Raw genomic sequence first — 25,710 nt, 5'->3', positions numbered from 1 at the left:
TCTGAGGCGAGCCATGGGTGCGGGCCGAGTCCTCAGGCGGTTGGGCGAGCGGGTCCGACCGTGGCGCGGAATACCACTGCCTCTCCGCTGAGTCGGAGGGCGTCGCCTGCGGGGGCGTATACGGCGCGGCCAGGACCGAGTTTCACTGAGCCCCCTTCCGAAGCGGTGGTTGCTTCACCGCGGACGCACAACACGATCTGCGGCGCGGCGGCCGTGAGCGTGTGCGGCGCGTCCGTTCGCACAAGATCAAACCGGGAGAGTCTGAAGTTGTCGACAGGCGCCGGGTATACGTGCTCGCCGCTCTCCGCGTCCCATCGTGCGGCGACGGCTTGGACCGGGCGCGTGGTGAAACGTACGATCTTCAGGAGTTCGGCCGTATCCACGTGCTTCGATGTCAGTCCGCAGCGCAGGACGTTGTCGGAACTCGCCATGATCTCCACGCCGAGGCCGGACAGATAGGCGTGTGCGATGCCCGCGCCGAGGAACAGCGCCTGCCCGGGTTCCAGCTCCACGTGATTCAGCATGAGGGCGGGTAGCAGGCCGGGGTTGTCCGGGTGAGCGTCAGTGATGGCAGCGTACGCGGCAAGGTCTGCCTCGAACGGCCCGCCGCGTGCGGACGCCCGCCGCACGGCCTCGGTGACGGCAGTGAGGAGGCCGCGCGGCGGTGAAAGGAATGCGGTGAAGACCTGTCGGAGGGCGGTCTCTCCCGGGTGAGAGTGAAGCAGCGCGGCATACTGCCTGAGGTCGGGAACACCGAGGAATTCCAGGAGATCGCCGCAGCGTTCGGGAGACCGGAAGCCGCACAGGGCCCGGAAGGGGGTTAGGGCGACGATCATCTCGGGTTTGTGCTGGTCGTCGCGGTACATGCGATGAGGAGCCTCGAGAGGGATCCCCTGGGCGTTCTCCCGCGCGAAGCCGGCGGCTGCCTGTGCTGGGTCGGGGTGTACCTGGACCGACAGGGGGGCATCGACGGCCAGTACCTTCAGCAGGAATGGCAGCCGCGGGCCGAACCGGCGCGTGAGGGCAGGCCCCAGTTCCGGCAACGGACTGGCGGTGAGCAGCTTGTCGAGGGCGAGGGGCCCTCGCCCCCGGTCGATGCAGGACGGGGCGGCTGGGTGGGCGCCCAGCCACAGTTCGGCCTGGGGCTCGCCGGTGGGTGGTAGACCCATGAACTCCGCGAGGGCGGTGGTGGAGCCCCAGGCGTAGGGCTGGATGGTGGTGGTGAGCAGATCCACGAGATCTTGGCTCCGGTCGGCTATGGGTGGATAGCGGGCGGCCGGGGCGCCCCGCATCCGGAATGCTTCAGCCCGGCTACGGCGGCCGCTCCGATGAGTCCCGCGTCCGTCCCGAGCTTGGCGGGCACGACGGGCAGATTGCGGGTGAAATCCAGGGCGGCGTAGTCGGCAAGGTGGCGTCGGAGGGGCTCGAACAGTGTTCCACCGGCCTGGGCGACACCGCCGCCGATGACGACCAGGTCGAGTTCGACGAGGGCGGCCGTGGCGGCGATCGCGGCGGCAAGGGCCCGTCCGGCACGGTCGTACGCCGCAGCGGCTCGTGGATCACCGGCGCGGGCGGCATTCGCAACCGCTGCGGCCGTCGGGGCGACACCAGTGGGCGGCACCCAGCCGGATTCCACGGCGTGGGCGGCGATCGCGGTGCCGCTGGCGAACTGTTCCACGCAGCCGCGCGCCCCGCACCGGCACTCGGGCCCTGCGGTGTGGTCGACGCTGATGTGGCCGATGTGTCCGGCGTTGCCCGACGGGCCGGCATGCAACGTCCCGTTGAGGATCAAGCCGCCGCCGATGCCGGTGGAGACCACCATGCCCAGGGCGTTGTCGGTTCCTCTGGCGGCGCCCATCCAGTGCTCACCGGCGGCCATCGCGACCGCATCCCCCACCACAACGGGCTCGACGCCGCGGGGGGCGTGGGGATGCGCGCGCACCCGGTCGACGAGTGGGAAGGTGTGCCAGGCCGGAATGTTGACCGGACTGACTGTCCCGGCTGCGGTGTCGACCGGGCCCGCGCTGGCGATGCCGAGGCGGGATAGTGACGTCCACCCCGGGTGAACGGCCAGGTCATCCAGGACCTCGCCGATCGCGGCCATCATGTCCTCGGCCGTGCCGTGGGCGGGCGTGGCGCACTGCGACCGGGCCACCAGGTGACCGTCGGCGTCGACGATTCCTCCGGCGATCTTGGTACCACCGATGTCGAGTGCTCCGTACACGAGCGCATCCATTCCTTCTCTTGGGGCTTTTCTCAGGCAGGTGTCACCGCGCGATGACGTTGTCTCTTCCCTGATGGCGTGGTGTCCCGTGTCGTCGCGCGCCCCGACGGGTTTCCTGGGGCGCGCGACGGTACGGGACGGTGCTACTTGGTGAGCAGCGACAGCTTGGGGTCGTTGGCGTAGGCCTCGGCCGCGTTCTCCTTCGTCACGATGACGGGCGGGAGGAGGTAGGCCGGGACGACCTTGGCGCCGTTGTCGTACGACTTGGTGTCGTTGACGGTCGGCTTGCCGCCCTTCTGCAGGGACTTGACCATGTTGATGGTCTCGGCGACGAGCTTGCGGGTGTCCTTGTTGATGGTCGAGTACTGCTGGCCGGCCATGATGGACTTGACCGATTCGGCCTCGGAGTCCTGGCCGGTGACGACCGGGACCGCCTTGCCAGCGCCCTTGACCGAGGTCAGGATCGCGCGGGCCAGGGTGTCGTTCGGGGACAGGACACCGTCGAGGGTCTTCTTGCCGCCGTACGCCGAGGTCAGCAGCGAGTCCATGCGCTGCTGGGCGTTCTCGGCCTTCCAGCCCTGGGTCGCGGTTTGCTTGATGTCGGTCTGCTTGGATCCGACAACGATGTCACCCTTGTCGATGAGAGGCTTGAGCACGCTCATCGCGCCGTCGAAGAACACCTTCGAGTTGTTGTCGTCCGGCGAGCCGGAGAACAGTTCGATCGTCCACGGACCCTTGGGCTTCTTGGCCTTCATGCCGTCGATGAGCGCCTGGCCCTGGAGCTGGCCGACCTTGTAGTTGTCGAAGGCGATGTAGTAGTCGACGTCCTTGGTGTTGGTGATCAGGCGGTCATAGGCGATGACGGTGGCACCCTCCTCCTTGGCCTGCTTCACCTGGGTGGCGAGCTGGGAGGCGTCGGTCGCACCGATGACGATGACCTTCGCCCCCTTGGTGACCATGGAGGAGATCTGCGCCTGCTGGTCGGCGACGGTGGTCGAGGCGCCCGCGTACTGCACGTCGCCCTTGAAACCTGCGTCCTTCAGACCGTTGGTGAACAGATCACCAGCGAGCACCCAGTTCTCCGAGGTCTTGGCCGGCAGGGCGACGCCGATCAGGGCGTCCTTTGCGAAGCCCTTGCCGTCGGCGCTGTCGCCGGCGGTGGAACCCTCACGTTCGTTGGAGCAGGCCGTACCCAGGGCGAGCAGTGCGACGGCGCCGGCTGCGGCGATGCTTCTGATGACGAGTGAGCGCATGGTGGAGTCGAACCCTTCGTGCTGTGCTGGTTGCAGGAGTTGCGCTGCGCCGTCGAGCGCAGCGATGGCGGTGCGGTGGGACACCGCCGGACTGTGTGCCCGTGTCCGGTCGTACCGGGGGGCGGAACCGGGTACCCGGTGGTCAGGTAACCGGGTACCCGGTCGTCGAGGGGGAGGGGAGAAGGGGCGATTGAGGCTGCGGGCGTCAGCCCGCGACCTTCGTCGTGTCGGTGTCGGGGACCGGGGGCTGCGGCTCTTTCGGCATGGCCGTGGCGTCGTCACGCCGGAGCGGACGCATCAGCGCCCCGATGATCGAGAAGTGTCCCTGGCTCTTGTTGTAGACGTCGAAGGCGACGGCGAGGAGCAGGACCAGACCCTTGATGATCTGGACCATGTCCGAGCCGACACCCTCCAACTGGAGGCCGTTGTTGAGCAGGGCCATGACGAGACCGCCGACGATCGAGCCGCTGACCGTGCCAAGACCGCCAGAGACCGCCGCACCGCCGATGAACACAGCCGCGATGGCGTCCAGTTCCCAGCTCAGACCGTCCTGAGGGCCGGAGGCCGCGGACCGGGCCACGAAGATCATGCCGGCCAGGGCAGCCAGCACTGACATGTTCATCATGACGAGGAAGTTGACCCTCTTGAGCTTCACACCCGACAGTTCGGCCGCACGGGCGTTGCCGCCGACGGCGTAGATGTGCCGGCCGCCGATGGTGTTGCGCGTGTAATACGAGTACGCGAGAACCAGGACGATCAGGATGATGCCGGAGATCGGCAGGCTGGTACCGATCCGGCCGCCAGCGAAACGGAGGGTCGCGAAGACGATCACGCCGATCATGACGGCCAGCCGGATGCCCGTGATCCACAGCGGCGCGACGTCGGCCTTCATCTCATGGCGGGTCTGGCGCGCCTTGAACTCGCGCCACACCAGGCCCGCGCAGGCGGCCAGCCCGAGCAGCAGCGTCAGGTTGTTGTATCCGGTGTCCGGACCTGCTTCGGGCAGGAAGCCGGCGCCGATCTCGCGGAAGCCCTCAGGTACCGGAACCGTGTCAGCGTTGCCGATGTACTGGTTGCCGCCGCGGAACAACATCATCCCGGCGAGAGTCACGATGAAGGCCGGTATGCCGATATAGGCGACCCAGAAGCCCTGCCACGCGCCGATCAGCACGCCGACGAGCAGGCCGAGCAGAATGCCGAGCGGCCAGGAAAGCGAGTACTCCTCCATCGCCTTGGCGACGATGATGCCGGTGAATGCCGCGACGGAGCCGACCGACAGGTCGATGTGTCCGGCGACGATCACCATCAGCATTCCGATGGCCAGGATCAGGATGTACGAGTACTGGCTGACGACTGCGATGAGGTTGCCAGAGGTCAGGGTCAGGCCTGCGGTCAAGATCTGGAACAGCAGGACGATCGCCACCAGAGTGAAGATCATGCCGAACTGACGAGCGTTGGAGGTCGTACCTCCGAAGAGGTTCTTCTGCAGGTCTTTCATACGGTTCATGAGGTGGGGCTCTTCTTCTTGGCGGTCATCTGCTTCATAAGGAGTTCTGGGTCGGCGTCGCGGCGGGCTACCTCACCGGTGATGGTTCCTTCGAACACCGTGTAGATGCGGTCGCACAGGCCGATCAACTCCGGCAGCTCCGAGGAGATGACGACGACGCCTTTCCCCTGGGCGACGAGCCGCTGGATGATCCCGTAGATCTCGAACTTGGCGCCGACGTCGATGCCGCGGGTCGGCTCGTCGAGGATCAGCAGGTCAGGGTCGGTGAACATCCATTTCGCCAGGACGACCTTCTGCTGGTTGCCACCGGAGAGCTTGACGACACCCTCGTCGACGCTGGGCGTCTTGATCCGCAGGCTCTGGCGGTACTCCTCGGCGACATGGTGCTCGCGCACCGGGTCGATGACTCCGCGCTTGGCTATCTTCGGCAGTTTGGCGGCGACCATCGACGTCTTGATGTCGTCGAGAAGGTTGAGGCCGATCGACTTGCGGTCCTCGCTGACGTACGCCAGTCCGTGCCGGATGGCGTCCGGCACGGTTTTCAGCCGGATCTCCTCGCCGTCCTTGAAGATCTGACCGGACAGCCAGGTGCCGTAGGTGCGGCCGAAGAGGCTCATCGCGAGTTCGGTGCGGCCCGCGCCCATGAGCCCGGCGAAACCGACGATCTCGCCACGGCGGACGTGGAACGTCGAGCCCTTGCACACCAGCCGCTCGTCCGAGCTGGGGTGGCGCACCGTCCAGTCGCGGACCTCGAAGAAGATCTCGCCGATGTCGGGCGTGTGGTCGGGGAAGCGGTTGCTCAGCTCCCGGCCGACCATGCCCCGCACGATGCGGTCCTCGTTGACGCCGTCGGCCTTGACGTCGAGGCTCTCGATGGTGCGGCCGTCGCGCAGGATCGTGATGGTGTCGGCCACCGCCTCGATCTCGTTCAGCTTGTGCGAGATGATGATCGAAGTGATGCCCCGTTCCCGGAAGCCGCGCAGCAGATCGAGCAGGTGACGGGAGTCATCCTCGTTCAGGGCCGCGGTCGGCTCGTCGAGGATCAGCAGCTTGACGTCCTTCGCGAACGCCTTGGCGATCTCGACGAGTTGCTGCTTGCCGACACCGATGTCCTTGATCAGGGCGTCCGGGTCCTCCCGGAGTCCGACCTGCTCCATCAGCTCCAGGGCCTGGCGCTGGGCGGTCTTCCAGTCGATGGCACCGCGTCGGCGCGGTTCGTTGCCGAGGAAGAGGTTCTCGGTGATCGACATACCGGGCACCAGAGCCAGCTCCTGGTGGATGATCACGATGCCGGACCGCTCGCTGGCCCGGATGTCGTCGAACCGGACCTGCTCCCCCCGGAAAACGATGTCACCGGTGTAGCTGCCGTGCGGATGCACCCCGCTCAGCACCTTCATGAGAGTGGACTTGCCGGCGCCGTTCTCGCCGCAGATCGCGTGGATCTCGCCCTCTCGGACGGCCAGGTTGACGTCGGCGAGTGCCGTGACGCCGGGGAAGGCCTTGGTGATCGACCGCATCTCCAGCAGGGGCGGGACCTTGGTCATGAGCAGGGCTCCGCACCGTTCGGTCCGCGCCGGACTCTTGGGGCCGAGCCTTCGGGGATGCGGGGTTTCGTGAACATCGGCTTGCCTCCGATGGCACTGGGCTGTGCCTTGTTTCCGGGGTGCTAACAACTGCGTGCCGGGACAGTAAATCCATTTGATTTACAAGGTCAACGCTCGTGACAGAATGGTTATGCAGAGCGACAGAGAGGACCGCAGGTGCGGCAGGCAGGAACCAACCTCCCCAAGGTCGGGCGGTACAACCGGGCAGTCGTCCTGGACCAGATCCAGCTCGCCGACGGCGTCAGCCGGGTCGAGATCGCCCAGCAGACCGGCCTCACCCCGCAGACCGTCTCCGGCATCGTGCGCCGTCTGCTCGACGAGGGCATAGTCCGGGAAGACGGCGCCAGCCGGGTCGCCAGTGGCGGAAAACCCCGCACCACGCTGCGGCTCAACGCCGACGCGGGCAACGCGGTCGGACTGCACTTCGACCCGATCGAGCTGACCTGCTCCGTGGTCGATCTGCAAGGACGCCCTCTGCTCGTCAAGAAGCGCCCTACTCCTCCCAGCGTCGACCCGTCCCATGTGGTGGCGGCCATGGCCGAGCTGGTCGCCGAAGTGCTGGACGAAGCCGACGTCCCGCGAGACAAGGTGCTTGGCCTGGGCCTCGCCGCCCCGGGACCGATCGACCAGGAGCTCGGCATGATCGTCACTCCGCCCCAGCTCGCACACTGGAACCGTGTTCCCTTGCAAAGAATGCTCAGCGTCGCCACCCGACTGCCGGTGACGCTGGACAACGACGCCACAGCTGCCGCGGTCGGCGAACGCTGGTCAGGTGCAGGCAAGGGCGTGGCGAACTTCGCCTACTTCTTCTTCGGAACCGGTATAGGCGGCGGCCTCATCCTCAACCACCAGGTGTACAGAGGTGGTTCGCTGAACGCGGGAGAGTTCGGCCACTCGCCTGTACTGCCCGATGGACCGGAATGCTATTGCGGCAACCGGGGCTGCCTGGAGCGGCTGGTCAACCCCTCGGCGATCGTGGCCGAGGTGAGTCGTCGGCTCGCTCGCCGGCCCCAAGACGGGAGTGAGCTGTCGCAAGCGTTTGACCGGGATCCGGCTTCTGTTGACCATGCTGCGATTCGGCTCGCCGCTGCGGCCGGCGACCCCGTCGCCGTCGCCGTCATCGACGAGGCCGCAGAACACGTCGCTTCGGTCGCGGTCAACGTCGTCAACTTTATCGACGTGGATCTCATCGTTCTCGGCGGCCACGGCATCCAACATGTGGAGTCGCGGTACGTCGACGCCGTCGCCTCGGCGCTGGCAACCAGACCGCTGTCTCGCAGCGTTCGGGTTGTCGAGGCCAAAGCGTCCCCCCTCGGCGCGGACGCCGCCGTGGTGGGCGGTGCCGCCCTTGTACTGCACTCGACGTTCTCGCCGCAGCTGTCCGCTCTCCTCGCTGAGTGAACGAATCCCGAGACGCCTGACCGCCCGGGTCGCCTTCGTCGTGCAGACGATGCGCCGTATCCCGGTGTCGAACCGCAGGAGCGAGGTGAACTCTCCCCCAGACTCCGTCCGGGGGCACCCCCACCCAGGCGTTCTCCGTAAGTTGTTGGGTGGCCCGGGAGGGCTGGGTGTGGCACAGGCGTTCTTGTCTGCAGTGGCTCTGCGGGAGTGGCCGCCCGGCCCTCCAGGGCGCCCTGGCCGCTGATTGAGATGTGCACTTCGGTCGCTGATTGCGGAGATGACAGCGGGGTGTTCCTCGGGCCGACGGCATACCGTGGGGAACGAGGAGGGGCAAGTGAGCAAGCGACGGGCCCGCATCTGGGCTGGCATCGACGCGGGTAAGCGCCACCACTGGGCCGCGGCGGTCGACGAGCCCGGGGCGACCCTGTGGTCGAAGAAGATCGACAACGACGAGTCGGCGATTCCGACCGCGCTCGGCGAGATCCTGGAGCTGGCAGATGATGTCCGCTGGGCGGTGGACATCTCCGGCACGGCCTCCGCGCTACTGCTGGCCCTGCTCGCTGCTCACTAAATATCACGGCTGAGACGGTTGGTTCTGCAGCCGTCCTCGCAATTCCCAGATGTCCCGCGGCCCGCGGCCTGTGGACGGTGGGGCTCCAGCGCAGGTGGCCCACCGGCTCCGCGCGCATCCAGGATCCGCAGGCGCGTGCGGCTATCGCGAGGTGCTCAGAGCCGAAGTCTCGCACCAGACCTCTGAGGAAGTGGTCGGCAGCCAGCCAAAAACCGCGGTCGCGGTCCGCGGGCGGTGTTCGCTTGCTCCGCTGGGTCCACGTGCCGGGCTCGGTGGCGATGCGCTACCGGAGTTCCTTGCTGAGCCAGATCCGCGCCATGCCGTGCCCGGCACGGTGGGCGAACTCCACGGCCCGCAGCTCCGCCGTGACATGCCCGTCGATAGTGCGCCGGACGACGGCGAGGCCGGGCCGCGACGGGCACGCGCTGGTCACGTGTGCCAGCAGTGTGCCACCGGGAGCGAGTTGCTCGACCAACGCTGTTGACACGCACTCCGCCGCGTACGACACGAAGATCCGCTCGAACTCCCTTCCCGGCAAGCCCTGTCCACCCGATCCGCACACAACCTGCGGCCGGAAGCCGAGATCTGCCAGGCGGGCGGCAGCCGCGGCGGTGATGTGCCGGTCCTGGTCGAGGGTGGCCACCCCTTGGTTGCCGCAGACTTGGCAGGCCACCGCGGCGGTCACCCCCGCGCCCGTCCCGACGTCCAGCACCCGAAGCCGTGGGCGCAGATCCAGCTCCTCCAGCAGCTCGACGGTCAGGCCCATCACCGTCGACATCGACGTGATCGACGCTCCGACCGCGTCCCGCGTTCCTGGCCCAGCAGTGGCTCCCCGTCGTGCTGGATCAGGACACTGGGCCCGCCGTGCAGCAGCCCGAGCCTGAAAGAGGTTCAGTGTGCGGTCTCATAGCGGGCGACGTTCTTCGAGACAGCCTTGAGCAAGGGTTCCAAGCGATCAACCAGCTTCTGGTACTCGACCGTCCGACCGTCCGACCATTGACCGAGTCCCACCACCATGGCACGGCCCTGCCCGGTGAAGGCCTGCACCATTCCGCTGTCAGCCGGTAGGGCCGACAGGCCGGATTCGGGCGGTGGAGCTTGCGCGGCCACCTCATAGTCGTTGAAGTTCATGGTCAGTTGGGTCACCAGTTTCACCGTCTCCTGAGGGTCCTTCATTGTGAAGATGGCCAGGTTGAACTGGTTGTCGTGTGTGTCCTTGTAGAGAGCGATCTCCTCGCCGAGACAGCCTTTGCCGGCGGCGATCTCGGCGGCCAGTACCGACCCGACCGAGTCGGGCTCGGTGCAGGACTTCAACACGGCGGAGCCCAGTCTGGTGAAGGTCCCACCGTCACCGTCCGCCACCTGAACCGGGAACGCCTCAGACAGGTGGATGATTGGTCGCTCTGCCGCACGAGCGGTCGTCGCTGAGACGCGCGGTGTGGGTGAGGCCGTTGTAGCCGTGGGTGCGGCAGCTTTGTGGTCAGGGGACGACGAGGTTCTGTGATTCACAGCAAGGAGGGCTACCGTGACCAGGGCGGCCGCCGCTGCCGACAACGCGGCGTTCCGGGGCCATATACGCTTCCGGACGGGAACCAAGCCTTCTTCGATGCTGGCCCACTGCACGAAGTCATCGTTGCGCACCGCGTTCCACTGGTCGTCGCCTGGCCTGTGGTTGTTCGGAAGTGGATTCTCGTTGCTAGACACAGTGAGACCGTATTGATCAGGGCTTCCAAGGTGTGCACAGCCAGGTCACAGCATGATCAATATTGAGCGAGCGTCCGGGATCACCGCACGATCGGATGACAACGCTTTCCCCGAGGCCTGCCCGCATCCTCCACCGACCTTCGCCCGCGAGAGGGTCAGCGGGCGCTGGGCCTCCTCGATGGACCCAGTTGGTTCCCGGTCTGCTGGGAGGGGCTCATGGGCCGCGTCTACGGCCTCGGCCTGGACGAGGAGCAGTGGGCGTTCCTCGGCCTTGCCCTCTCGATGACCGGCATGGGCAGCGTCTCGCTGGCCGCAGTGTCCGACCTCGACGAACGGCGCCTGGCGATCATGCTCCGCGCCATTGCACGCCTCGCTGGCAGCGACACCCTCGCCGTGGGCACCCGCATCTGACGTGGGTCGGCCCCTTGGTCGGCGGCGTAGAGGGCCGACCCGCTCCTTGGGCCAAGGGCGGGCTGGTGTCGGCTGGCCGCCCGTCCTCAGCACCCCAGGCGACATGAGGGCGGGCGGGCTCGGCATTCCCTCGCGCTGACGAGCCCACCGCGCCCTGTAGCCGGCCAAGCTGAGTGTCTGACCATTCCGGTAATCGTGTACCCGCCTGACGAGGGCGGTGGCCGCCGCGTCCGCGCAGACGGGGCGATCCTTGACCTGGCCTATTCAGTTTGCGACGTTGCCGCGCTGCTCCAGACCGCGGGCTGCAGGACCGTGGCGGTCTTGGCTTGATGTGCTGGGGCTGTGTCAGGGGTTCCCTGGAAGCTATGATCGGCTGCTGACCTGCCGCTTTGGGCGTGTCCAGGTGGGTCTTTCGAGGGGATGACGTGATCAAGCGAGTTCGCAAGGTTGCCGGGATGGTCCTGGTGGCAGCCGTCGTTGTTTCCGGGTGCGGCGGCGCAGGGCCTGGGGGAGCGGGGTCCTCCTTGGAGCCCACGTCGACGGCGAGCTCTGACGGCAAGGCCGGCACACCCAGCGCTCAGGCTGTCGGAGGCGAGGCTGAACCCTCACTCGATGGCCAGTGGCTCTACCCCGCCTGGGATAACGGCGGAAGCGCCGTCATCCTCCTTGTCGACGGCCAACAAGTCGAGCTGAACGGCAAACATCACTGTCGAGGCAACGCGTCCAAAGAGGCTGGACTGTATGTCATCAGACTTAAGTGCGATGACGGCAATACTGACCGGACCGTGGGGCGCGTGTATGGGCTGTCAAGCAAGTCCATGACCATTGATTGGGAAGGGTTCGGAGCAGACGCCTTCTATCAGCAGAAGCCCGCGGCCAGTAAGACGCGCACGGACACGTAGGGCCACCAGCCTGTGGTCGAAGACGGTGAGAGGGTGGCTCCGAGACCTTGGGCTGGAGCTGCCACCGGGCTAGGGCCTGTTGTGAAAGTCCTGGTCGCGTGAGGTTTGGCGTCCATGGGGGCGTCGTTGTCAGTGGTGTTGTGCATGATCGACGCGTCAGCTTTTCGCGGAGGTAGGGAAGTGTCATGCCGATCACAAACCAGCAAATAGCGGGACGCGCATTCCTGCGGCAGATGTACGACGACTCGTACTTCCCTGATCACGTGGTCGACCATGGGAAGGCGATCCTGCTGCGGCTGTGCGAGCGCATCGAGGCCGAGCGGCCGTCGGACCTGGAGAGCTTGTATGCACTCACCCAGGCTGCGACGGAGGAGTTCAACCTGCTGGAGAGGGAGTTCGTGGCGGCCGGGAGCGAGATCGAGACTGTGGCGCGGGAGTGGATCTGTGACGAGTTCTGCTTCGTCGCGTCGGCATACGGGTTCACGGAAGCGGATGCAGAGGAGCTGACCTCCGGCCGGGACTGGTGAACCAGGACGGGAGGGCTACCTCCGTTCAAAGCCACTCGTTGATGGTCGCGACGAGCACGGTCGCCTCGTAGCGGACGGCGAGCTTGTCGTACCGGGTGGCGACGGCGCGATGTCTCTTGAGGCGGTTGATCCCGCACTCGACCGCATGGCGTTCGCGGTAGTCGGCCGGGTCGAAGTACGGCGGCCGGCCACCGCGGGAACCGAGCTTCCGGCGGTTGCGCGCTTTATCGGCCTTGTCCGGGATGGTGCAGCGGATCCCGCGTCGGCGCAGGTAGGCGCGGTTTCTGCGGGAGGCGTATGCCCTGTCGGCCCGGACGCGGTCGGGGCGGACGCGTGGCCGGCCCGGACCGATGCGGGGCACGCGGACCTTCTCCAACACAGGTTCAAACTGCGGAGAGTCCCCGCGCTGTCCTGCCGTCACCACGATCGACATGGGCTTCTGACCTTGCTCGACGGCCAGGTGGAGCTTAGTGGTGAACCCGCCGCGCGACCGTCCCAGCGCATGATCATGGGGCTCGGTGAAGATGCCGCCCGGTGGTTCCTTCTGCAGGTCACCCCGTCTTCGGGCCCCGGCCGCGTGCTGATGGGCGCGGCAGACCGTGGAGTCGACGCTCAGGTCCCAGACAATCGCGCCCTTCGCGTCGGCCAGGGACTGGAGCCGGGTGAGGATCCGCTGCCAGGTTCCGTTCCGCTGCCAGCGGCGGAACAGGTCGTAGACCCGGTTCCACGGCCCGTACTCGACGGGGATGTCCCGCCACGGAACTCCGGTCCGGACCCGGAACCGTATGCCGTCGATCAGCTGCCGCCGAGGCCAGACGGGTGGCCGCCCCGCCCTGGCACCCTTCGGCAACAACGGTTCCAGCACCGCCCACTGCTCGTCCGTGAGATCTCCCCGACCCATGAACCGTGATCATTCATAGCCCAAGATCCACTTTCGACACACGGCCTAGGGCCTGTTGCGGAAGTGCCTTGCGGGGCAGTTGACTCCTGTGGGTCGGTACAGTCGCGTGCATGCTGAAGCCATTGCTGCGTGTAGTTGAAGCGGGCGGTCGTGCCGTGGACGATCCGACCGAGGAGGCTCTGCACGACCTGCTGTCCGAGATGAACCTGTCGCACCGGTTTGTAATCCTGGAAAGACTCGATCTGGAGCCTGTGGATCAGCACTACATTCAGGTGTACCTGAACGACGACCTCAGCTACCAGGTCGAGTACCGCGAAGGCAGCGCAGACAAGCACTACCAGGCCCACGTTCCAAGGCTCCATGAAGTGTTCGGCCCGGAAGAGTCGACCGCCAAGGTCATGATGGACTGGGCTCACGATCGACAGGGATGGCGGGAGGCGTTGCCGTGGACCCCGACGCCTTTTCAGTGAAGGATTACAGCCACTCGTTGATCGCCGCGACCAGGACTGTCGCCTCGTAGCGAACGGCTAGCTTGTCGTAGCGCGTGGCGACCGCGCGGTTCCTCTTGAGGCGGTTGATCCCGCACTCGACCGCATGGCGCTCGCGGTAGTCGAACGGGTCGAAGCGCGGCGGCCGGCCGCCGCGAGAACCGAGCCTTCGGCGGTTGCGCGCCTGGTCGGCCTTCTCAGGGATGGTGCAGCGAATCCCGCGGCGACGCAGGTAGGCGCGGTTCCTGCGGGAGGCGTATGCCTTGTCCGCGCGGACCCGGTCGGGGCGGACTCGTGGCCGGCCCGGCCCGATGCGGGGCACACGCACTTTCTCCAGTACGGGTTCGAACTGCGGCGAGTCGCCGCGCTGCCCGGCCGTGATGACGATCGACAGGGGCTTCTGGCCCTGCTCGACGGCCAAGTGCAGCTTGGTGGTGAACCCGCCGCGCGAGCGCCCAAGTCCGTGATCACCAGGTTCGCTGAAGACACCGCCCGGCGGTTCCTTCTGTAGATCACCCTGCTTGCGGGCCCCGGCCGCATGCTGATGGGCACGGCAGATCGTGGAGTCGACGCTCAGGTCCCATGTGATCGCACCTTCCGCGTCGGCCAAGGACTGCAGCCGGGTGAGTATCCAGTGCCAGGTGCCGTTCCGCTGCCATCGGCGGAACAGGTCGTAGATCCGGCTCCACGGTCCGTACTCGGCGGGCACGTCCCGTCACGGCACACCGGTCCGGACCCTAAACCGTATGCCGTCGATCAACCGCCGCCGGGACCAGACAGGTGGCCGACCTGCCTTCGTGCTCTTAGGCAGCAGCGGTTCCAGCATCGCCCATTGCTCGTCCGTGAGATCTCCCCGACCCATGAACCGTGATCATCCACAGCCCAAGATCCACTTTCGACACACGGCCTAGCCGCTCAGCAAGACTCATCACACCAAACCAACGAGCCGAGACAGCCATCAGAAACGCTGTCTTAACGCATTTCGGCGATCTCGCCCTGCCGCTGGCCTGTTGCTCAGTGACGATCCATAGCAACGAGATATCTCATGACCGACTACCTGGCTGGCACCATGGCGATACTTGGACCGGCCCAGAACCGCTATGCCGAGCCGTCGGCATGGGACCGCCTCCACGCCGATCTCGGCATACGGCTGCCACCCGACTACCGTGTGATCGTCGACGGGTACGTCCCGATCCGGCTCAACGGCCATCTGTCTTTGCCGCACCCCGCGACGGAGCGCTGGAACCTGGGCCAGTGGATCCGGGACACCATCCAGGCGTGGTCACAAGTGCCCTGGGACGAGCTCGACCTGGACGAGGACGAGGACCCCCGCCAGCTCTTCGGACTCGAGGAGTTGAGCTTCGGCACCCGAAACGGCCTGTGGCCGATCGCGAGCACCGACCGGGGAGAGATGGCCTTCCTCGACGCAGCCGCCGATGCCACCAGGATCGTGGTCAACTATGACGAAACCTGAGCAGAGCACCGCATGTGTTGCGCCGAATGGCTCTATCGGTATCTCATCGGTGAAGACATGACCGGTTCCAACAGCGCGGCCTTCTATCCAGGCCCTGTACAACTGCGGCACCTGCCGATGTCCCCCGGCGAACGGCCCGAGTCTTGGTACGGCCCTGATCGCGGCATGTGAAGCGCTCCTGACACCCAGGTGTTTTGCGACGGCTCTGCCTCGGCCTCGGCCTCCGCGGCCGGTAGAAGGACAGTCGACGCGGGAGCACTCTGCGGCCGCGTCACCTGGCTTTGTTCATGTTCAGCCGGCTCGTGGATGTTCACGAGAAGTGGCTCTGGCTCAGGTTCTGGATGTTGTTGGTGATCTCTAGGTCGGCAGCCTTTCGCAGAGCTGCCGGAAGTGGCTGGATGGTCGTGGTGGAGAAGCCGGTGTGGTGCCGGGCGGGAAGCATTCGCTGAGTCGGATGATGTTGGTTCCGGCTGCTGTGAGCACGTGTTGGACGTGTGTCTTCGCCAGCCCTCGATAGCGGCAGTGACGCAGGCCGTGAGCGTGAACGGTTTCTGAGACAGTGGCCTCGCAGCCTGCGCGGATGGCATAGCGCCGCTGCCAACTGCTGGTCTTCTGGTCTTTCCTGGCCTTGGACTGGATCTTCTGTTGGGGCTCGGTCAGCAGCAGGATGTGGCGTCCTTTGCCATCGACGTTGCCGGTGCACTTCAGGCGGTCCCCGCATTCCCGGCATGCCTTGCGGGGGAAGAGGACGGACAGTCGGGGGTGTCCGTCGCCGAGGGTGGGTTTCCAGGGTGGGCTGGTGATGCCGTTCGGGCAGGTGAGGGTGCGGTTGTCCCAGTCGATGTGGAAGTTCTCCTTCGTGAAGCCCGGCCGCTGAGCGGCGTGTGGGTCCTCGCGGACTGGGCCGAGCATGGAGATATCCCAGGTCATGGCTGCCTGGTGGATGCTGTCCGGGGTGACATAGCCGCCGTCGACGATGTGCTCGAGGGGCTGAAAACCCTGGTGGGCGAGCTGTTGGTAGATGTCGTCGAGGGCGTCGATGTCCTGTTGCGGCGCCGGCTGAGTGAGGACCTGGACGATGACGTTGGGGCTTATTTCGTCGCAGGTCTCGGTCTGGTGGTCGCGATAGCCGATCCAGTCGCGCTGGCCGGCCGCGGTGACCTTCTGGCTGTAACGGGCCTCGGGATCGTGCGGGGTGACGATCTCCATCGTCGACCACGGCACTCGTGCTGAAGCAGGATCCGGTCGGCCGTCCGCTGAGGACTTGCCCGTATTCCTTTGATCGGTCGCCCTCCGGGTGGCCCGGTCACGTGTCGACTTCGCTGTCCGCTAACGGAGTTGGCCCGTCTCGTCGTGCCAGTACTGCTGGACCCAGACCTGTCGCAGGACCTGCACCGACCTCAACTCCCGCAAGCCAGGCGGGGCATCGTCACGATAAACGGTGCGCAGGATATGCAGCCCGTCCTCACCCACCTGCAGCGCCCAGGCAACCAGTGCGTCACCGCCACGGGGAAGCCGCTCATAGCGGACCGGTCGGCTATAGCGGTCTGCCCAGCCGGAAGTGACGAGCCCGGCCAGCCATTCCTCGCCCTGCAGCGTGAGTTCCTCCAGAGCACAGCGCAGCGTCTCGGCGACCAGTTCGCCCCGGTTCAGACGGCGGACCGCCGCCAGCACGTGGGTGGAATCCGTTCGGATCCGTCCCCGCCTTTTGATCAGCCCGGCTTCCGCAAGCCGGTCCACGACCAGCGCCAGGAGCCGGTCCGCGCGGTCGCCCTCGGCCACCCGGCCACGGAACTCGCTCAGGACCGTGAAGTCGAACCCCGGATCGTCCAACTCAAGTCCCAGACAGTACTTCCAGTCCAGGCGGCAGCGGACCGCGTCCACCACCTGCCGGTCGGTGAGGTTCTCCGCGTACTGCAGCACCGACACCAGAGCCAGCTGAGCCGGCGACAACCCAGGCCGTCCGTCAGCCGGATACCAGTTGGCGAAATCGGCATCCGTGAACAGGCCGTCCAGCCGATCACGCACCCACATCGCGGCCGTGCCCCGTGGACTGCTCGCTCGTGCCAGCCACACCAGCGGCAGCGCCGTCACAGCCACACCCAGCGCCCCCGGGTGACAGAACCTTACGAGTGGCCCGATCGTTCCGTAGGAAAAACGTAGGGCGCCATCAGCCCGGCTGCTGCTGGGCAGCCCTCGCGGCAGCGGCCAGAGATCCCATTGCGAACACCCTTCGGTCTACCCTGATACCTCGATCGATGCCATCACGCGCCCGACTGTTCAGCCACGCCCCCACAGCGGCGAATCGGCTCTGTGCGTTCGGCGATCCAACCGCCAGGCGCCAGCTGCTGCCCGTCATGCCGACAAGGGGAGCTGCTCCTTGGCGCACCCCCGCACGCTTGGTATCGGCTGATGTGGAGATTCAGGCGCGTGCCGGGGGTAGGTCGTAGCGGCTGACCGCCAGGTACGTCTCTGGTGTCGCCGCTTCGAGGAGGCTCTCGTTGCCTTCCAGGTCGAGTGCCGGTTCCTGGGATCGGCGCAGCAGGCTGCTCCAGTCGCTCGTTGCGCCCCGCTCGTAGGCGTCGCGGAGCAGGAGGCGCAGCCGGGGGCGGGCTTCCTCCTGCTGCTCGCGGAAGATCCGCCGCTGGGTGAGCCGCTGCTCTTCCTGGGCTTCGTCGCTGAGCTCTTGGTCAGCGCTCGGCTCGTCCTCGGCGCGCAGTCCTGGAGTGCGCCGGGCGATGGCGAGGTCTTCCTCATGGAGGCGCTTGCAGGCGGCGAAGAGCTTCCGGGACATGCCGAGGTGCACTTCGGTTCCGGGGATGCGGCAGGTTAGGAAGTCGTCGAGCCCCATGGAGCGAATACCGGTGCGCAAGGTGTGCTGCTCGGCTTGGAGCGCTGCTCCGCGGGCATCGGCCCGCATGGCGAGGGTGAGGCCGTCGTGCTCCAGGGGCGTGGTGAGTCCGGTGCGCCGATGGCGAGAAGTGCGGTCGGCGGGCACGGGCACTGTGCGCAGTTGCGAGGCGGGAGCGGAGCGCAAGGCGAGATAGGCGAGCATCTGGGCGCGGGCCGCGCCGATGAGCGCGTCGTCGCTGTCGCCGAGGCGGTCTTCCAGGTTGCCCGCGCCCGCCGCCTCCTCGTCGATGCCGGACCCGTCAGGGCGGAGGGGCGGCTGGCCAGGATGCAGGTCGTGGTCGATGGTGAGGAAAAGATCGTCACCGGGCCGTACGGACGCTCCGACCAGGACGGTGCGATGCGCATACGCGCCGAGGATCTTGCTGCCGGCCGCCAGCTGCGCCCACCCCTTGCGGAGCGTGCCCAGGCCGACGTCGCCACCCTTGGCCTCGATCAGCCAGTACCTCTCCTCTGCCTCGTGGCGCCCCCACAGGTCGGGCAGCTTCTTCTTCGGGTCCTTGAACGTGTGATACAGAGCGGGGATGGGCCCGCCGAGTTCGAGGTGCTCGGTCTGGCCGAGGCCCAGCAACGCACGGCAGGCCCACTCGGTCATCGTCATGCCCAGCCGGTAGCCGGCGGCGTTCTTCGCGCTGCGCTCGGTGCCGTGCGCGTATACCGGGTTCCAGGTCAGGCGCCGCCCCTTGTACCCAGGCACGGGGTGACGGGGCTCGACGACGTGCGCGCCAAGGTAGGCGTACAGCGGAGAGACCCGAGCGACCAGTTCCCCGTGTGCGTAGCGCGGCTGGTTCTGCAGGTGCGGGGTGACGTCCCGGCCGACTTCGGTTGCAGCCTTGATGATCTCCCGCCACGTGGTGGTCGGGGCGTACCAGCCGTCGGCCGCCGGGAGCCCGTCCGATCCCGCCCACGCCTTGTGCTTGGCCGTCCGCCACTGCCGCCGAGGCTTCTTCGCGGGTCCGTTTCGGAACAGGACTGGTATGTCGAAGCTGTCGGGGTAGGTTAGCGGCGGCTCGTCGGGGATGTGCGCGGGGATCATGCGGTTCACTCTGGCATGTGCTCAGACCGCTCCCGGAGCCGGGTATCGAGCCGTCTACGGAGCCGCGGCGCAATCGATCCGGCTGGTAATTCGGTCCTGGCGCTGGACATGGACTCGTCGAGCTGGCCCCCCATACCGCACGGTACTCAGGGTCGGTCCCGGCGCACGTCCTTGCGCCGTCGTTCGAGTTGAGGGAGCCAGTGCTCGGGTGGCTGGGGATCGGTGGCTGCTACCGCCCAGCCGTCCTCTTCTTGAGGGTTCCGGGGAGCCCAGGTGCGCGGTGGGCGCAGCGCGAGGACATCCTTGAGGAGTGCCCCCATAGCATTAGGAAGGTCCCGGTCAGGGTCGTTCAGCAGGAGAGGAATACCCAGCGGGCCCCGTCGGGGGGCTGATGTCCGGTAGGTGACCTGGCAGGAGGCGTTCGCTTCAAAGACGACGCCGCGGGCGTCGGTCGGCCCCTCCTCGTCCGAGAACCAGATCAGCCGGTCGCCGGCTACCAGGCGCTCCCTGCCATGGAGCATGCCGTTCCGCACGGTTCCGTCTCTGTCGAGGAAGGGAACGGGGTCCTCGTAAGCGCCGGGATCGTTGTCGCTGATTCCGGCCACGTGCCCGGGGTCATGCGTGGAGTGGATCTCCAGGAGGTCGCCGTCCGCGTGGGCCATCCAGATGTTGAGAACCTCAGCGGACGAGCTGAGCAGATGGGGGTACGCGGTGAGCACGAACAACTGCCCTTCCCTCAGGGGCAGGACGACTCGGTCATTCGCGGGCAGGCGATGAAGCGCAGGGATCGGCTCCCAGCTGTTGATACCGGTTACCTCCCTCTGGCACCGGCGGATCGCCTCGATGGCCGTGTCCAGGGAGACGCGGAAAAACTCCTTGCTTGCGTTAACGCGTTGGGCGGTGAGGAGGCGGTGGACAGCCTGTTCGACGTCTTTGGGTCGGGATGTGTGGGTCCTGAAGAGCACGTCGAAGGGGAAGGGGACCGATGTGCCCGACAGGTTCTTGGCTCGGTCCTCCGCGAGCAGGTCTGTGTAGCCGATCTTGAGCATGTCTGGGAAGGCAGGGTTCCGCTGGACGTACACGAACCCAGTGGTCCGAGGAGGGGGCAGAGGAGTCCCGTTGCCCGTCTTCCGTGAGCTGCCGGTTTTCTGGTGCCTCTTGGTGCCCCTGGAGAATCCGGAGAGCGTGACTGGAGGGTCGGACGACAGTACTTCGATCCCACCTTCGAGGTTGTGACGGGATGAGACGGTGATGCGGCGTCCCGAGGAGAAGTGCTCCACCTCAGCGCGAGACAGACAGCGCAACGCTTCTTCGAGCGGTTCGGTCCCCTCATGTTCGTCGTAGTCGCGGTTACGGAAGTCTGGCAGTGATCGGGCCAGTGCATTGGTGGCGGCTTCCGTGATCAGACTGGCGAGCTCCGGACCGATGTGTGCGTAAACAGTGCCTAGGTGGGTGGACTCGATTTCGTCGTACTCGTTGTGTGCTTGGGCATAGAGGTCGATAGGGACGCCGGCACGCTTCGCGATGAGGAGCAGCTCGCAGGCGTGGCCTGGGTTGTCCAGGTCGAAGACGAAGTGGGCGTGCATGCCCGGGGACTCCGTCCTGGGCTTACGGCAGATGAGTAGAAGGCGGTTCCGGTGTTCGGGATCCCGCTCGAAACCGAGGGGCAGCACCCCCTCTGTGAATGCGGCGAGGGCAGCCTCCGCCTCTGCTGCGGTTCGGACGATGATGTTCCACCAGGGCAGAGGGCCGAAGGTGCCGTGTACCGCTTCGGCATCAGGAACGAAGGAACTGCGGGGGGACGACTGCCGGAAGTCGAGGGAGTGGTTCAGGAAGGTCTGAATGCAGGCGTCCTGGAAGCGCTCCTGGTGGGTGCGCGCCCGCAGCATGTCGCGCTCTGTGTCGCTCAGGCAGCCGATCGCCTCGCCGAGCATCTCTAGCTGCTCGTTGACCAGTTTCAAGGCTCGGGCGATCACTGGCCGCAGAGCGTGATTCGTCTGGAGCTGTCGGCTTACCTCTCGAAGGTGCTCCTTGGCCGCGGTGCAGTAGGCCACATCTGCGCCCAACTTCCATAGGTGCTTGGCCTCGTCGGCGGGAAACTGCGCCAGCCACAGGCGATGAGCGTCGTTGCCCTTCCTGATCAAGGCAACTGAGGCGGCACGCCGCACATGAGCGTCGCGTTCCGCTTCCAGCCTGGACCAGATGGTGTCGGAGTACGCATCAAGAGATATGACTGAGAGAGGCACCAGAGCCTCTCCGGTGCGAGCCTCCACGCCCCAGTGCCGGGCCAGTTCCCTGGCCACCTGGGCGGCGGTCGCCGCGCGGGACGACCGACGTGACCAGTGGTCCAGGACGAGGGCATACGTGCTCTCTGGATCCGCAGCGCGCAGTCCGAGGCCGAACAGCAGGACGGAACCGACAAGGCCATCGCGCTCCACGTGTCGGCGGACATGCTCGACCAGGCTGGTGAGTTGATCCGTGTCAGGCTTGGGATCGGCGAAGACCGGGTGCTTTGCCAGCAGTCCCGTGATGTGCGCGGTGGACCGGCCACGCGCGTCTAAGACGGCGATCCGCAGGATCAGGAGGGCACGCAATAGATCCAGATCACTCGGGTTACCGACGATCCGCGTCGGATCCAGCAACGGGTGGTGGCGACCGACAGAGGTGGCAATCCCCGCGCAGATCTTCTGGATCCACTGCTCGCGCAGGTCGGTCAAGTCAGTAGCGGAAGGCACAGCTCTAATCCCCCTGTTGGACAAGGACGGTAATGGAACCCTCTCCGACATCCGCACCGGAGACCGTCACACCTCGTGAAAGCTCTGTCGGCGCGTGCTGTCGGCGACCTGTGGGACATGCAGGAGCCTGGCAGACGCCGTGCCCGTCAGCCCTGGTGGCCTGGAGGCCACGGCCAGGCAGCTCATCATCCTGGCCTGTCGCATCTGCGGAGTGTAGGAGGTGCCGCTGACAAGAGACCCGCATCGCGACGTTCCCGCTGACTTCCTCAAGCCCGTGGCGGTGTGGGAAGTGGCTTCTTCGTTCACGTGAAGTAGGCTCTGGCTCACTTTCGGTGGTAACGGAGCGTCATGCTGCGGAGGTCGCCCCTGAAGGCCTCCGCAGCAGCTCGAGGGAGACGCTCCCGACCGTCGGGGTCACGCTCTGGGAGCTGCATCTCAGAGGCCCCGGCAGCGCATATCGCGATTTGACCAGCAGCTACTACTCTGCGCACTCGAACTTACTCGGCGTTACCACCGAAAGTGAGCCAGAGCCCAAGATCTGTGCCAGAACCCCGTTCTCACCTACGAAGCCACGGGCCATCCGCTCGGTTGCCACCGCCGACCCATTAGTGACCAGGTCATCTTCGGCAAGATGTTGCAACTGCTGCGCTTCGGCTGTTCTTATGAGGCCATCGCCGACACGATTTGCTCGGCCACCACGATCCGCAGCTGCCGCGACGAGTGGAGCCGACTCGGTGTGTTTGCCCGGCTCAAGCAGATCGCGCTGGAGTCCTACGACCTGATCGTCGGCCTCGTCCTCGATCAAATCGCCGTGGACGACTCCATCACCGAGGTGCTTGGAGGCGGCGGGGGCGCCGGTCGACCGCGGCAAACAGGGGCTCAAGCGTCGGGCATGACGGACGAGTACGGGATTGCGTTGGGGCGTGTCCTGGCCGGTGCCAACTGCCACAACCCCCCATTGCTCGCCACGGCCTTGGACCGCCTGGACGATCTGGTCCGTTGCCCGACGACATCACCGTGCACCTGGTCACCGGCTGTGACTCGGACAGGACCCGGGTTCTGCTCAATGAGCGCGGCCTGCGCGGACGCATTGCACGCAAGAGGGAGAAGGCACCCATCCAGGCCAGCCGGCGCTGGCATGTCGAGCGCACCCACGCCTGGCAGAACGCCTTCTACCGGCTCGCCCGCTACTACCAGCGGCGCACCACCGTCACCGACGCCTTCTTCGACCTCGCCGACATGGTCATCACCGTGCGTAGCCTGATCCGGCAGGCATGGACGACTCACCGCCGGGACGAATGCCCGAACCGCCGACCATGACCGCACGCCTATCCGCGCGACCTCTCAGCTCGCCGCCTGGCTGGACGAAGGACCGGCTGCGCACGCGCTGAACCAGGGCCTCGGTGGTGTCGTTCACCATGGCGGCCGCTGAAACCAGTTGCCCCGGGTGCTCTGCCTGCCGAAGCGGGGGAAGCGACCCGGGGCGTCAGCAAGCCGGGGCCGGCGAAGGTGCCGTCAGCCCTCCCGGACTTCGGTGGCTATCCCGTTGTTGATCTTCACGTCGGCCTCGAAGCCCTTCTTCGCGGCAGTCTCCAGCTGGGCCTCGGTGCACTCCTTGCCCTGAGCGCAGACCGTGCCCGCGCTCCAGATCGCGGTGCTGTCCGAAACGAAGAACTGCTGCTCCTGGTCCTTGAGGTCGCTCACCGTGAACTTGCCGGGCGCCATGTAGCGCACGATCCCGTGCCACTGGCCGTTCACGCCCTTGCCGCTGTTGATCCCCTCGGTGGTGGTCGAGCTGCCCGACCCGGAGCCGGACGAGCCCGAACCGGATTCGCCGGAGCTGCTGCCCGAACCGGACGGGTTCGAGGTGGACTTGCCGGAGGCGGCCGGGGCCGAGGCGGTGGCGACGGGCGAGGCGGGATCGCTCTGGTCCCCGGCGGCCGCCTGTGCCGAGGCGGCCGAGGCGGTGCCGGCCGAGGACGCCCCGTCGCTGCTGCTGCCGCAAGCGGTCAGCAGCGTGGCGCCCGTGATGAACGCGGCGGCGACCAGAATGGAACGGGTACGCAGGGAGGCCATGGGGAGGATCCTTCCGGGGAATGCGAGCGGTTGACGTCTGTGAACTGTGCTGTGATCACCATGCCTTGCTCGGAACCCTGTGACCCGTGAGTTCCTTGATCCACAACGCTGTTGTTACCGTTCCAGCACACTTGGGATCCGGGTGGTACGCACGAGTTGACGCGGTGCGGCGCTACGAGCCGCTGCCGTTCGACGATCGCTCGCCTTCGCGGCAACCCTCAGCGACGACGGCGTTCATCCGGACTGTCAACTCAGTGCCGTCCTGAACACATCCGGCGGGCAACCGCAAGCTGACCGGCGTCCGGTGCAGGCGCGCCCCGGAGCGGCAATAGGCCGTGACACGCCACATCGGCCCCCCCGACCTGCTCGTCGCGGCGGCTGCGGATCGTGGTGGCCGAGCAGGTTGTGTCGGCGATGGCCTCATAAGAGCAGCCGAAGCGCAGCGGTTGCAGCATCTTGTCGAAGATGAACCGGTCACCGATGCATCGGCGGTGGCAGCCGAGTGGATAGCCCGGGTGGAATTCCGGGTTCTTGGGAAGCAGAGCCACCAATGGGCCTCGGAGCGGTTCTGCCAGCCATGATGGCAGCACGGGCACAGGTCTCCCCGACGCTCACAGAGCGTCATAACTCCATGATCACCCGGATCTGTGTCCGTTCTGCTGCCGGGGTCCCCAACCGGCCTATCTGCGCGACCTCTAAGAACCCCTAACGAAATGAGTGGCGGGTACCGCTAGTCTCAGTGGCCATGAGTCAGAGCGGTTCGCAAGCGGCAGTGTTCTTCCGAGATGTCCGCCAAAGCAGAGTCGTCTGGCTTGTCCGGGATGACGACGGAATGCCGACCCACCTCTCTGCGGACGGCACACGAAGTCTTCCCTTCTGGTCGACCTCGGCCCGCGCCCAGAGGGCAGCGAAGATCTGGGGGCATGGGCTACGCGTTGAATCCATGCCGTTGGAGACCTGGCGCGATCGCGAACTGCCCGATTGTGCCCGGGATAGACTCAAGATCGGCATCAACTGGAGCGGGCCGCGCCTGGTCGGCTGGGATTTCACCCCTATGGAAGTTCTCAACCGACTGGCGGCGGCTGACTAGACCAGGGCATCGCTCGCCAGGGCGCACAGTCGCCGCCAGCAGATGAGTGCACATCCAAGGGTGAGGAAGGCTTCGTGGATGTCGTCGCGGATCTCCCAGCGGATCCGCAGACGGCGGAACCAGTGCAGATGGGCGAACGCTCGTTCCACGACCCAGCGTTGGGTGCCCAGACCGGAGCCGTGCTCGGTGCCGCGGCGGGCGATCAGCGGCTTCACGCCGAGATCCCAGACCAGTCGGCGGTACTTGTCGTGGTCGTAACCCCGATCGCCCAGCACCACGTCCGGGCGGCGCCGGGGCCGGCCGCGTTTGCCCCGCACGGGCGGCACGGCCTGGAGAAGAGGGATCAGCTGGGTGACGTCGTTGCGGTTGCCGCCGGTCAAGGTGGCGGCGAGCGGGATGCCGGTGGCATCGGTGATCAGGTGGTGCTTGCTGCCCGCTCTGCCCCGGTCGACAGGGCTTCGTCCGGTCTTGGCTCCCCCTTTAATGCTCGGATATGAGAGCCGTCGACCACCGCCCGGGAGAAGTCCAGCGCGTTCGCACTGCGGAGCCTGGCGAGGAGAACCTCGTGCAGCCGGGACCACACCCCCGCCTCGGTCCACTCGGCCAGGCGGCGCCAGCAGGTCATGCCCGACCCGAAGCCGAGTTCTTGCGGCAGGTGTTCCCAGGAGATCCCGGTGTGCAGCACGAACAGGATGCCCTGGAACACCAGCCGGTCCGGATGCCGCTTGCGTCCTGGGTGGCGGGTCCGGCGCTCAACCCTGGGCAGTAGTGGCTCGATCACTGCCCACAGTTCGTCGTCGACTTCCCACGGCTTCGGCCGCGCCACCGCACACCTCCGGATCATCGGTCCCGGAGTGATCCAACCACTTCGAAGATCATTTCGTTAGGGGTTCTAA

The 25,710-nt window shown here is 66.4% G+C and carries 21 protein-coding genes and 4 pseudogenes; 9 read left to right on the top strand and 16 right to left on the bottom strand.

Annotated elements, in window-relative coordinates:
- Window positions 1–32: 32 nt before the first annotated feature.
- The 5 genes from manA to mmsA form a co-directional block, all read right to left on the bottom strand.
- Entirely contained in the window at window positions 33–1,235 is a 1,203-nt protein-coding gene (manA, locus tag ACICHK_RS00665) for a mannose-6-phosphate isomerase, class I (protein ID WP_406834959.1), read from the bottom strand.
- A gap of 20 nt (window positions 1,236–1,255) precedes the next feature.
- Window positions 1,256–2,236 carry an ROK family protein gene (locus tag ACICHK_RS00660; RefSeq protein ID WP_406834957.1) on the bottom strand — a complete coding sequence of 327 codons (981 nt, stop codon included), beginning with the start codon at window positions 2,234–2,236 and terminating at the stop codon, window positions 1,256–1,258.
- Between the two features lie 131 nt (window positions 2,237–2,367).
- A complete protein-coding gene (locus tag ACICHK_RS00655; RefSeq protein WP_406841127.1) occupies window positions 2,368–3,477 on the bottom strand; it encodes a substrate-binding domain-containing protein in 1,110 nt (369 codons plus the stop codon).
- Between the two features lie 205 nt (window positions 3,478–3,682).
- Window positions 3,683–4,984 carry a multiple monosaccharide ABC transporter permease gene (mmsB, locus tag ACICHK_RS00650; RefSeq protein WP_406834955.1) on the bottom strand — a complete coding sequence of 434 codons (1,302 nt, stop codon included), beginning with the start codon at window positions 4,982–4,984 and terminating at the stop codon, window positions 3,683–3,685.
- Entirely contained in the window at window positions 4,981–6,528 is a 1,548-nt protein-coding gene (mmsA, locus tag ACICHK_RS00645) for a multiple monosaccharide ABC transporter ATP-binding protein (RefSeq protein WP_406834953.1), read from the bottom strand. Before mmsA ends, mmsB begins: the two co-directional genes overlap by 4 nt.
- Window positions 6,529–6,744: 216 nt before the next feature.
- Between mmsA and ACICHK_RS00640 the strand changes: the two genes are divergently transcribed.
- The gene (locus ACICHK_RS00640; RefSeq protein ID WP_406834951.1) at window positions 6,745–7,989 is read left to right on the top strand and encodes an ROK family protein; all 1,245 of its coding nucleotides are present in this window, start codon (window positions 6,745–6,747) and stop codon (window positions 7,987–7,989) included.
- A gap of 334 nt (window positions 7,990–8,323) precedes the next feature.
- A pseudogene (locus ACICHK_RS00635) lies at window positions 8,324–8,557 on the top strand (transposase); the annotation flags it as partial.
- 286 nt (window positions 8,558–8,843) lie between these two features.
- Here the strand turns inward: ACICHK_RS00635 and ACICHK_RS00630 are convergent.
- Together ACICHK_RS00630 and ACICHK_RS00625 are read right to left on the bottom strand one after the other, a co-directional pair.
- A complete protein-coding gene (locus ACICHK_RS00630; protein WP_406834949.1) occupies window positions 8,844–9,338 on the bottom strand; it encodes a protein-L-isoaspartate O-methyltransferase family protein in 495 nt (164 codons plus the stop codon).
- Window positions 9,339–9,451: 113 nt separating this feature from the next.
- Window positions 9,452–10,264 (bottom strand): hypothetical protein, encoded by an 813-nt coding sequence (locus ACICHK_RS00625; RefSeq protein WP_406834947.1) that lies wholly within the window; start codon window positions 10,262–10,264, stop codon window positions 9,452–9,454.
- 216 nt (window positions 10,265–10,480) lie between these two features.
- Between ACICHK_RS00625 and ACICHK_RS00620 the strand changes: the two genes are divergently transcribed.
- The 3 genes from ACICHK_RS00620 to ACICHK_RS00610 all read left to right on the top strand — a co-directional run bounded on the left by ACICHK_RS00620 (window position 10,481) and on the right by ACICHK_RS00610 (window position 12,104).
- On the top strand, window positions 10,481–10,675 hold the full coding sequence (locus ACICHK_RS00620; RefSeq protein WP_406834945.1) for a hypothetical protein: 195 nt from the start codon (window positions 10,481–10,483) through the stop codon (window positions 10,673–10,675).
- Between the two features lie 425 nt (window positions 10,676–11,100).
- The gene (locus ACICHK_RS00615) at window positions 11,101–11,577 is read left to right on the top strand and encodes a hypothetical protein (protein ID WP_406834943.1); all 477 of its coding nucleotides are present in this window, start codon (window positions 11,101–11,103) and stop codon (window positions 11,575–11,577) included.
- A gap of 185 nt (window positions 11,578–11,762) precedes the next feature.
- Window positions 11,763–12,104, top strand: coding sequence for a DUF5713 family protein (locus ACICHK_RS00610; protein WP_406834942.1), 342 nt, complete (start codon window positions 11,763–11,765; stop codon window positions 12,102–12,104).
- Window positions 12,105–12,129: 25 nt separating this feature from the next.
- On the opposite strand, the gene ACICHK_RS00605 is transcribed toward ACICHK_RS00610, so the two are convergent.
- Complete coding sequence (locus tag ACICHK_RS00605) at window positions 12,130–13,005, bottom strand: IS5 family transposase (protein ID WP_406834940.1); 876 nt, start codon at window positions 13,003–13,005, stop codon at window positions 12,130–12,132.
- Between the two features lie 110 nt (window positions 13,006–13,115).
- Between ACICHK_RS00605 and ACICHK_RS00600 the strand changes: the two genes are divergently transcribed.
- Window positions 13,116–13,475 carry a hypothetical protein gene (locus ACICHK_RS00600; protein ID WP_406834938.1) on the top strand — a complete coding sequence of 120 codons (360 nt, stop codon included), beginning with the start codon at window positions 13,116–13,118 and terminating at the stop codon, window positions 13,473–13,475.
- 4 nt (window positions 13,476–13,479) lie between these two features.
- Here ACICHK_RS00600 and ACICHK_RS00595 read toward each other — a convergent pair.
- Window positions 13,480–14,355 (bottom strand): annotated as a pseudogene (locus ACICHK_RS00595) (IS5 family transposase).
- Window positions 14,356–14,538: 183 nt separating this feature from the next.
- Between ACICHK_RS00595 and ACICHK_RS00590 the strand changes: the two are divergent.
- Complete coding sequence (locus ACICHK_RS00590; RefSeq protein WP_406834936.1) at window positions 14,539–14,967, top strand: SMI1/KNR4 family protein; 429 nt, start codon at window positions 14,539–14,541, stop codon at window positions 14,965–14,967.
- 357 nt (window positions 14,968–15,324) lie between these two features.
- Here the strand turns inward: ACICHK_RS00590 and ACICHK_RS00585 are convergent, their stop codons facing one another.
- The 4 genes from ACICHK_RS00585 to ACICHK_RS00570 form a co-directional block, all read right to left on the bottom strand.
- Window positions 15,325–16,176: a transposase gene (locus tag ACICHK_RS00585; RefSeq protein WP_406834934.1), complete on the bottom strand. Its 852-nt coding sequence runs from the start codon at window positions 16,174–16,176 to the stop codon at window positions 15,325–15,327.
- A gap of 120 nt (window positions 16,177–16,296) precedes the next feature.
- On the bottom strand, window positions 16,297–17,061 hold the full coding sequence (locus tag ACICHK_RS00580; protein WP_406834933.1) for a transposase: 765 nt from the start codon (window positions 17,059–17,061) through the stop codon (window positions 16,297–16,299).
- 328 nt (window positions 17,062–17,389) lie between these two features.
- Complete coding sequence (locus ACICHK_RS00575; protein ID WP_406834931.1) at window positions 17,390–18,913, bottom strand: gamma-glutamyltransferase; 1,524 nt, start codon at window positions 18,911–18,913, stop codon at window positions 17,390–17,392.
- Window positions 18,914–19,059: 146 nt separating this feature from the next.
- Window positions 19,060–21,630, bottom strand: a complete 2,571-nt coding sequence (locus ACICHK_RS00570) for a GIY-YIG nuclease family protein (protein ID WP_406834930.1) — start codon at window positions 21,628–21,630, stop codon at window positions 19,060–19,062.
- Window positions 21,631–22,186: 556 nt separating this feature from the next.
- Here ACICHK_RS00570 and ACICHK_RS00565 point away from each other — a divergent pair.
- Window positions 22,187–22,968 (top strand): annotated as a pseudogene (locus tag ACICHK_RS00565) (IS5/IS1182 family transposase).
- A gap of 195 nt (window positions 22,969–23,163) precedes the next feature.
- Here ACICHK_RS00565 and ACICHK_RS00560 read toward each other — a convergent pair.
- Together ACICHK_RS00560 and ACICHK_RS00555 are read right to left on the bottom strand one after the other, a co-directional pair.
- Complete coding sequence (locus ACICHK_RS00560; protein WP_406834929.1) at window positions 23,164–23,724, bottom strand: hypothetical protein; 561 nt, start codon at window positions 23,722–23,724, stop codon at window positions 23,164–23,166.
- 359 nt (window positions 23,725–24,083) lie between these two features.
- Window positions 24,084–24,320: pseudogene (locus ACICHK_RS00555) on the bottom strand (IS5/IS1182 family transposase); the annotation flags it as partial.
- 149 nt (window positions 24,321–24,469) lie between these two features.
- Between ACICHK_RS00555 and ACICHK_RS00550 the strand changes: the two are divergent.
- Window positions 24,470–24,814, top strand: a complete 345-nt coding sequence (locus ACICHK_RS00550) for a DUF2750 domain-containing protein (protein WP_406834927.1) — start codon at window positions 24,470–24,472, stop codon at window positions 24,812–24,814.
- Here the strand turns inward: ACICHK_RS00550 and ACICHK_RS00545 are convergent.
- Window positions 24,811–25,658, bottom strand: a protein-coding gene (locus ACICHK_RS00545) for an IS5 family transposase (protein ID WP_406834925.1) whose coding sequence is annotated in 2 segments (ribosomal slippage) — window positions 24,811–25,304 and window positions 25,304–25,658 — 849 coding nt in all. Because the reading frame shifts where the segments join, the coding sequence is not laid out codon by codon here. The two genes, ACICHK_RS00550 and ACICHK_RS00545, sit on opposite strands and share 4 nt — an antisense overlap.
- Window positions 25,659–25,710 lie beyond the last annotated feature (52 nt).

The organism is Streptomyces sp. AHU1 (assembly GCF_045343905.1).
Classification (GTDB): domain Bacteria; phylum Actinomycetota; class Actinomycetes; order Streptomycetales; family Streptomycetaceae; genus Streptomyces; species Streptomyces triticiradicis.
The sequence above is the reverse complement of the archived record's forward strand: the minus strand, read 5'-3'. Positions and strand labels throughout refer to the sequence as shown.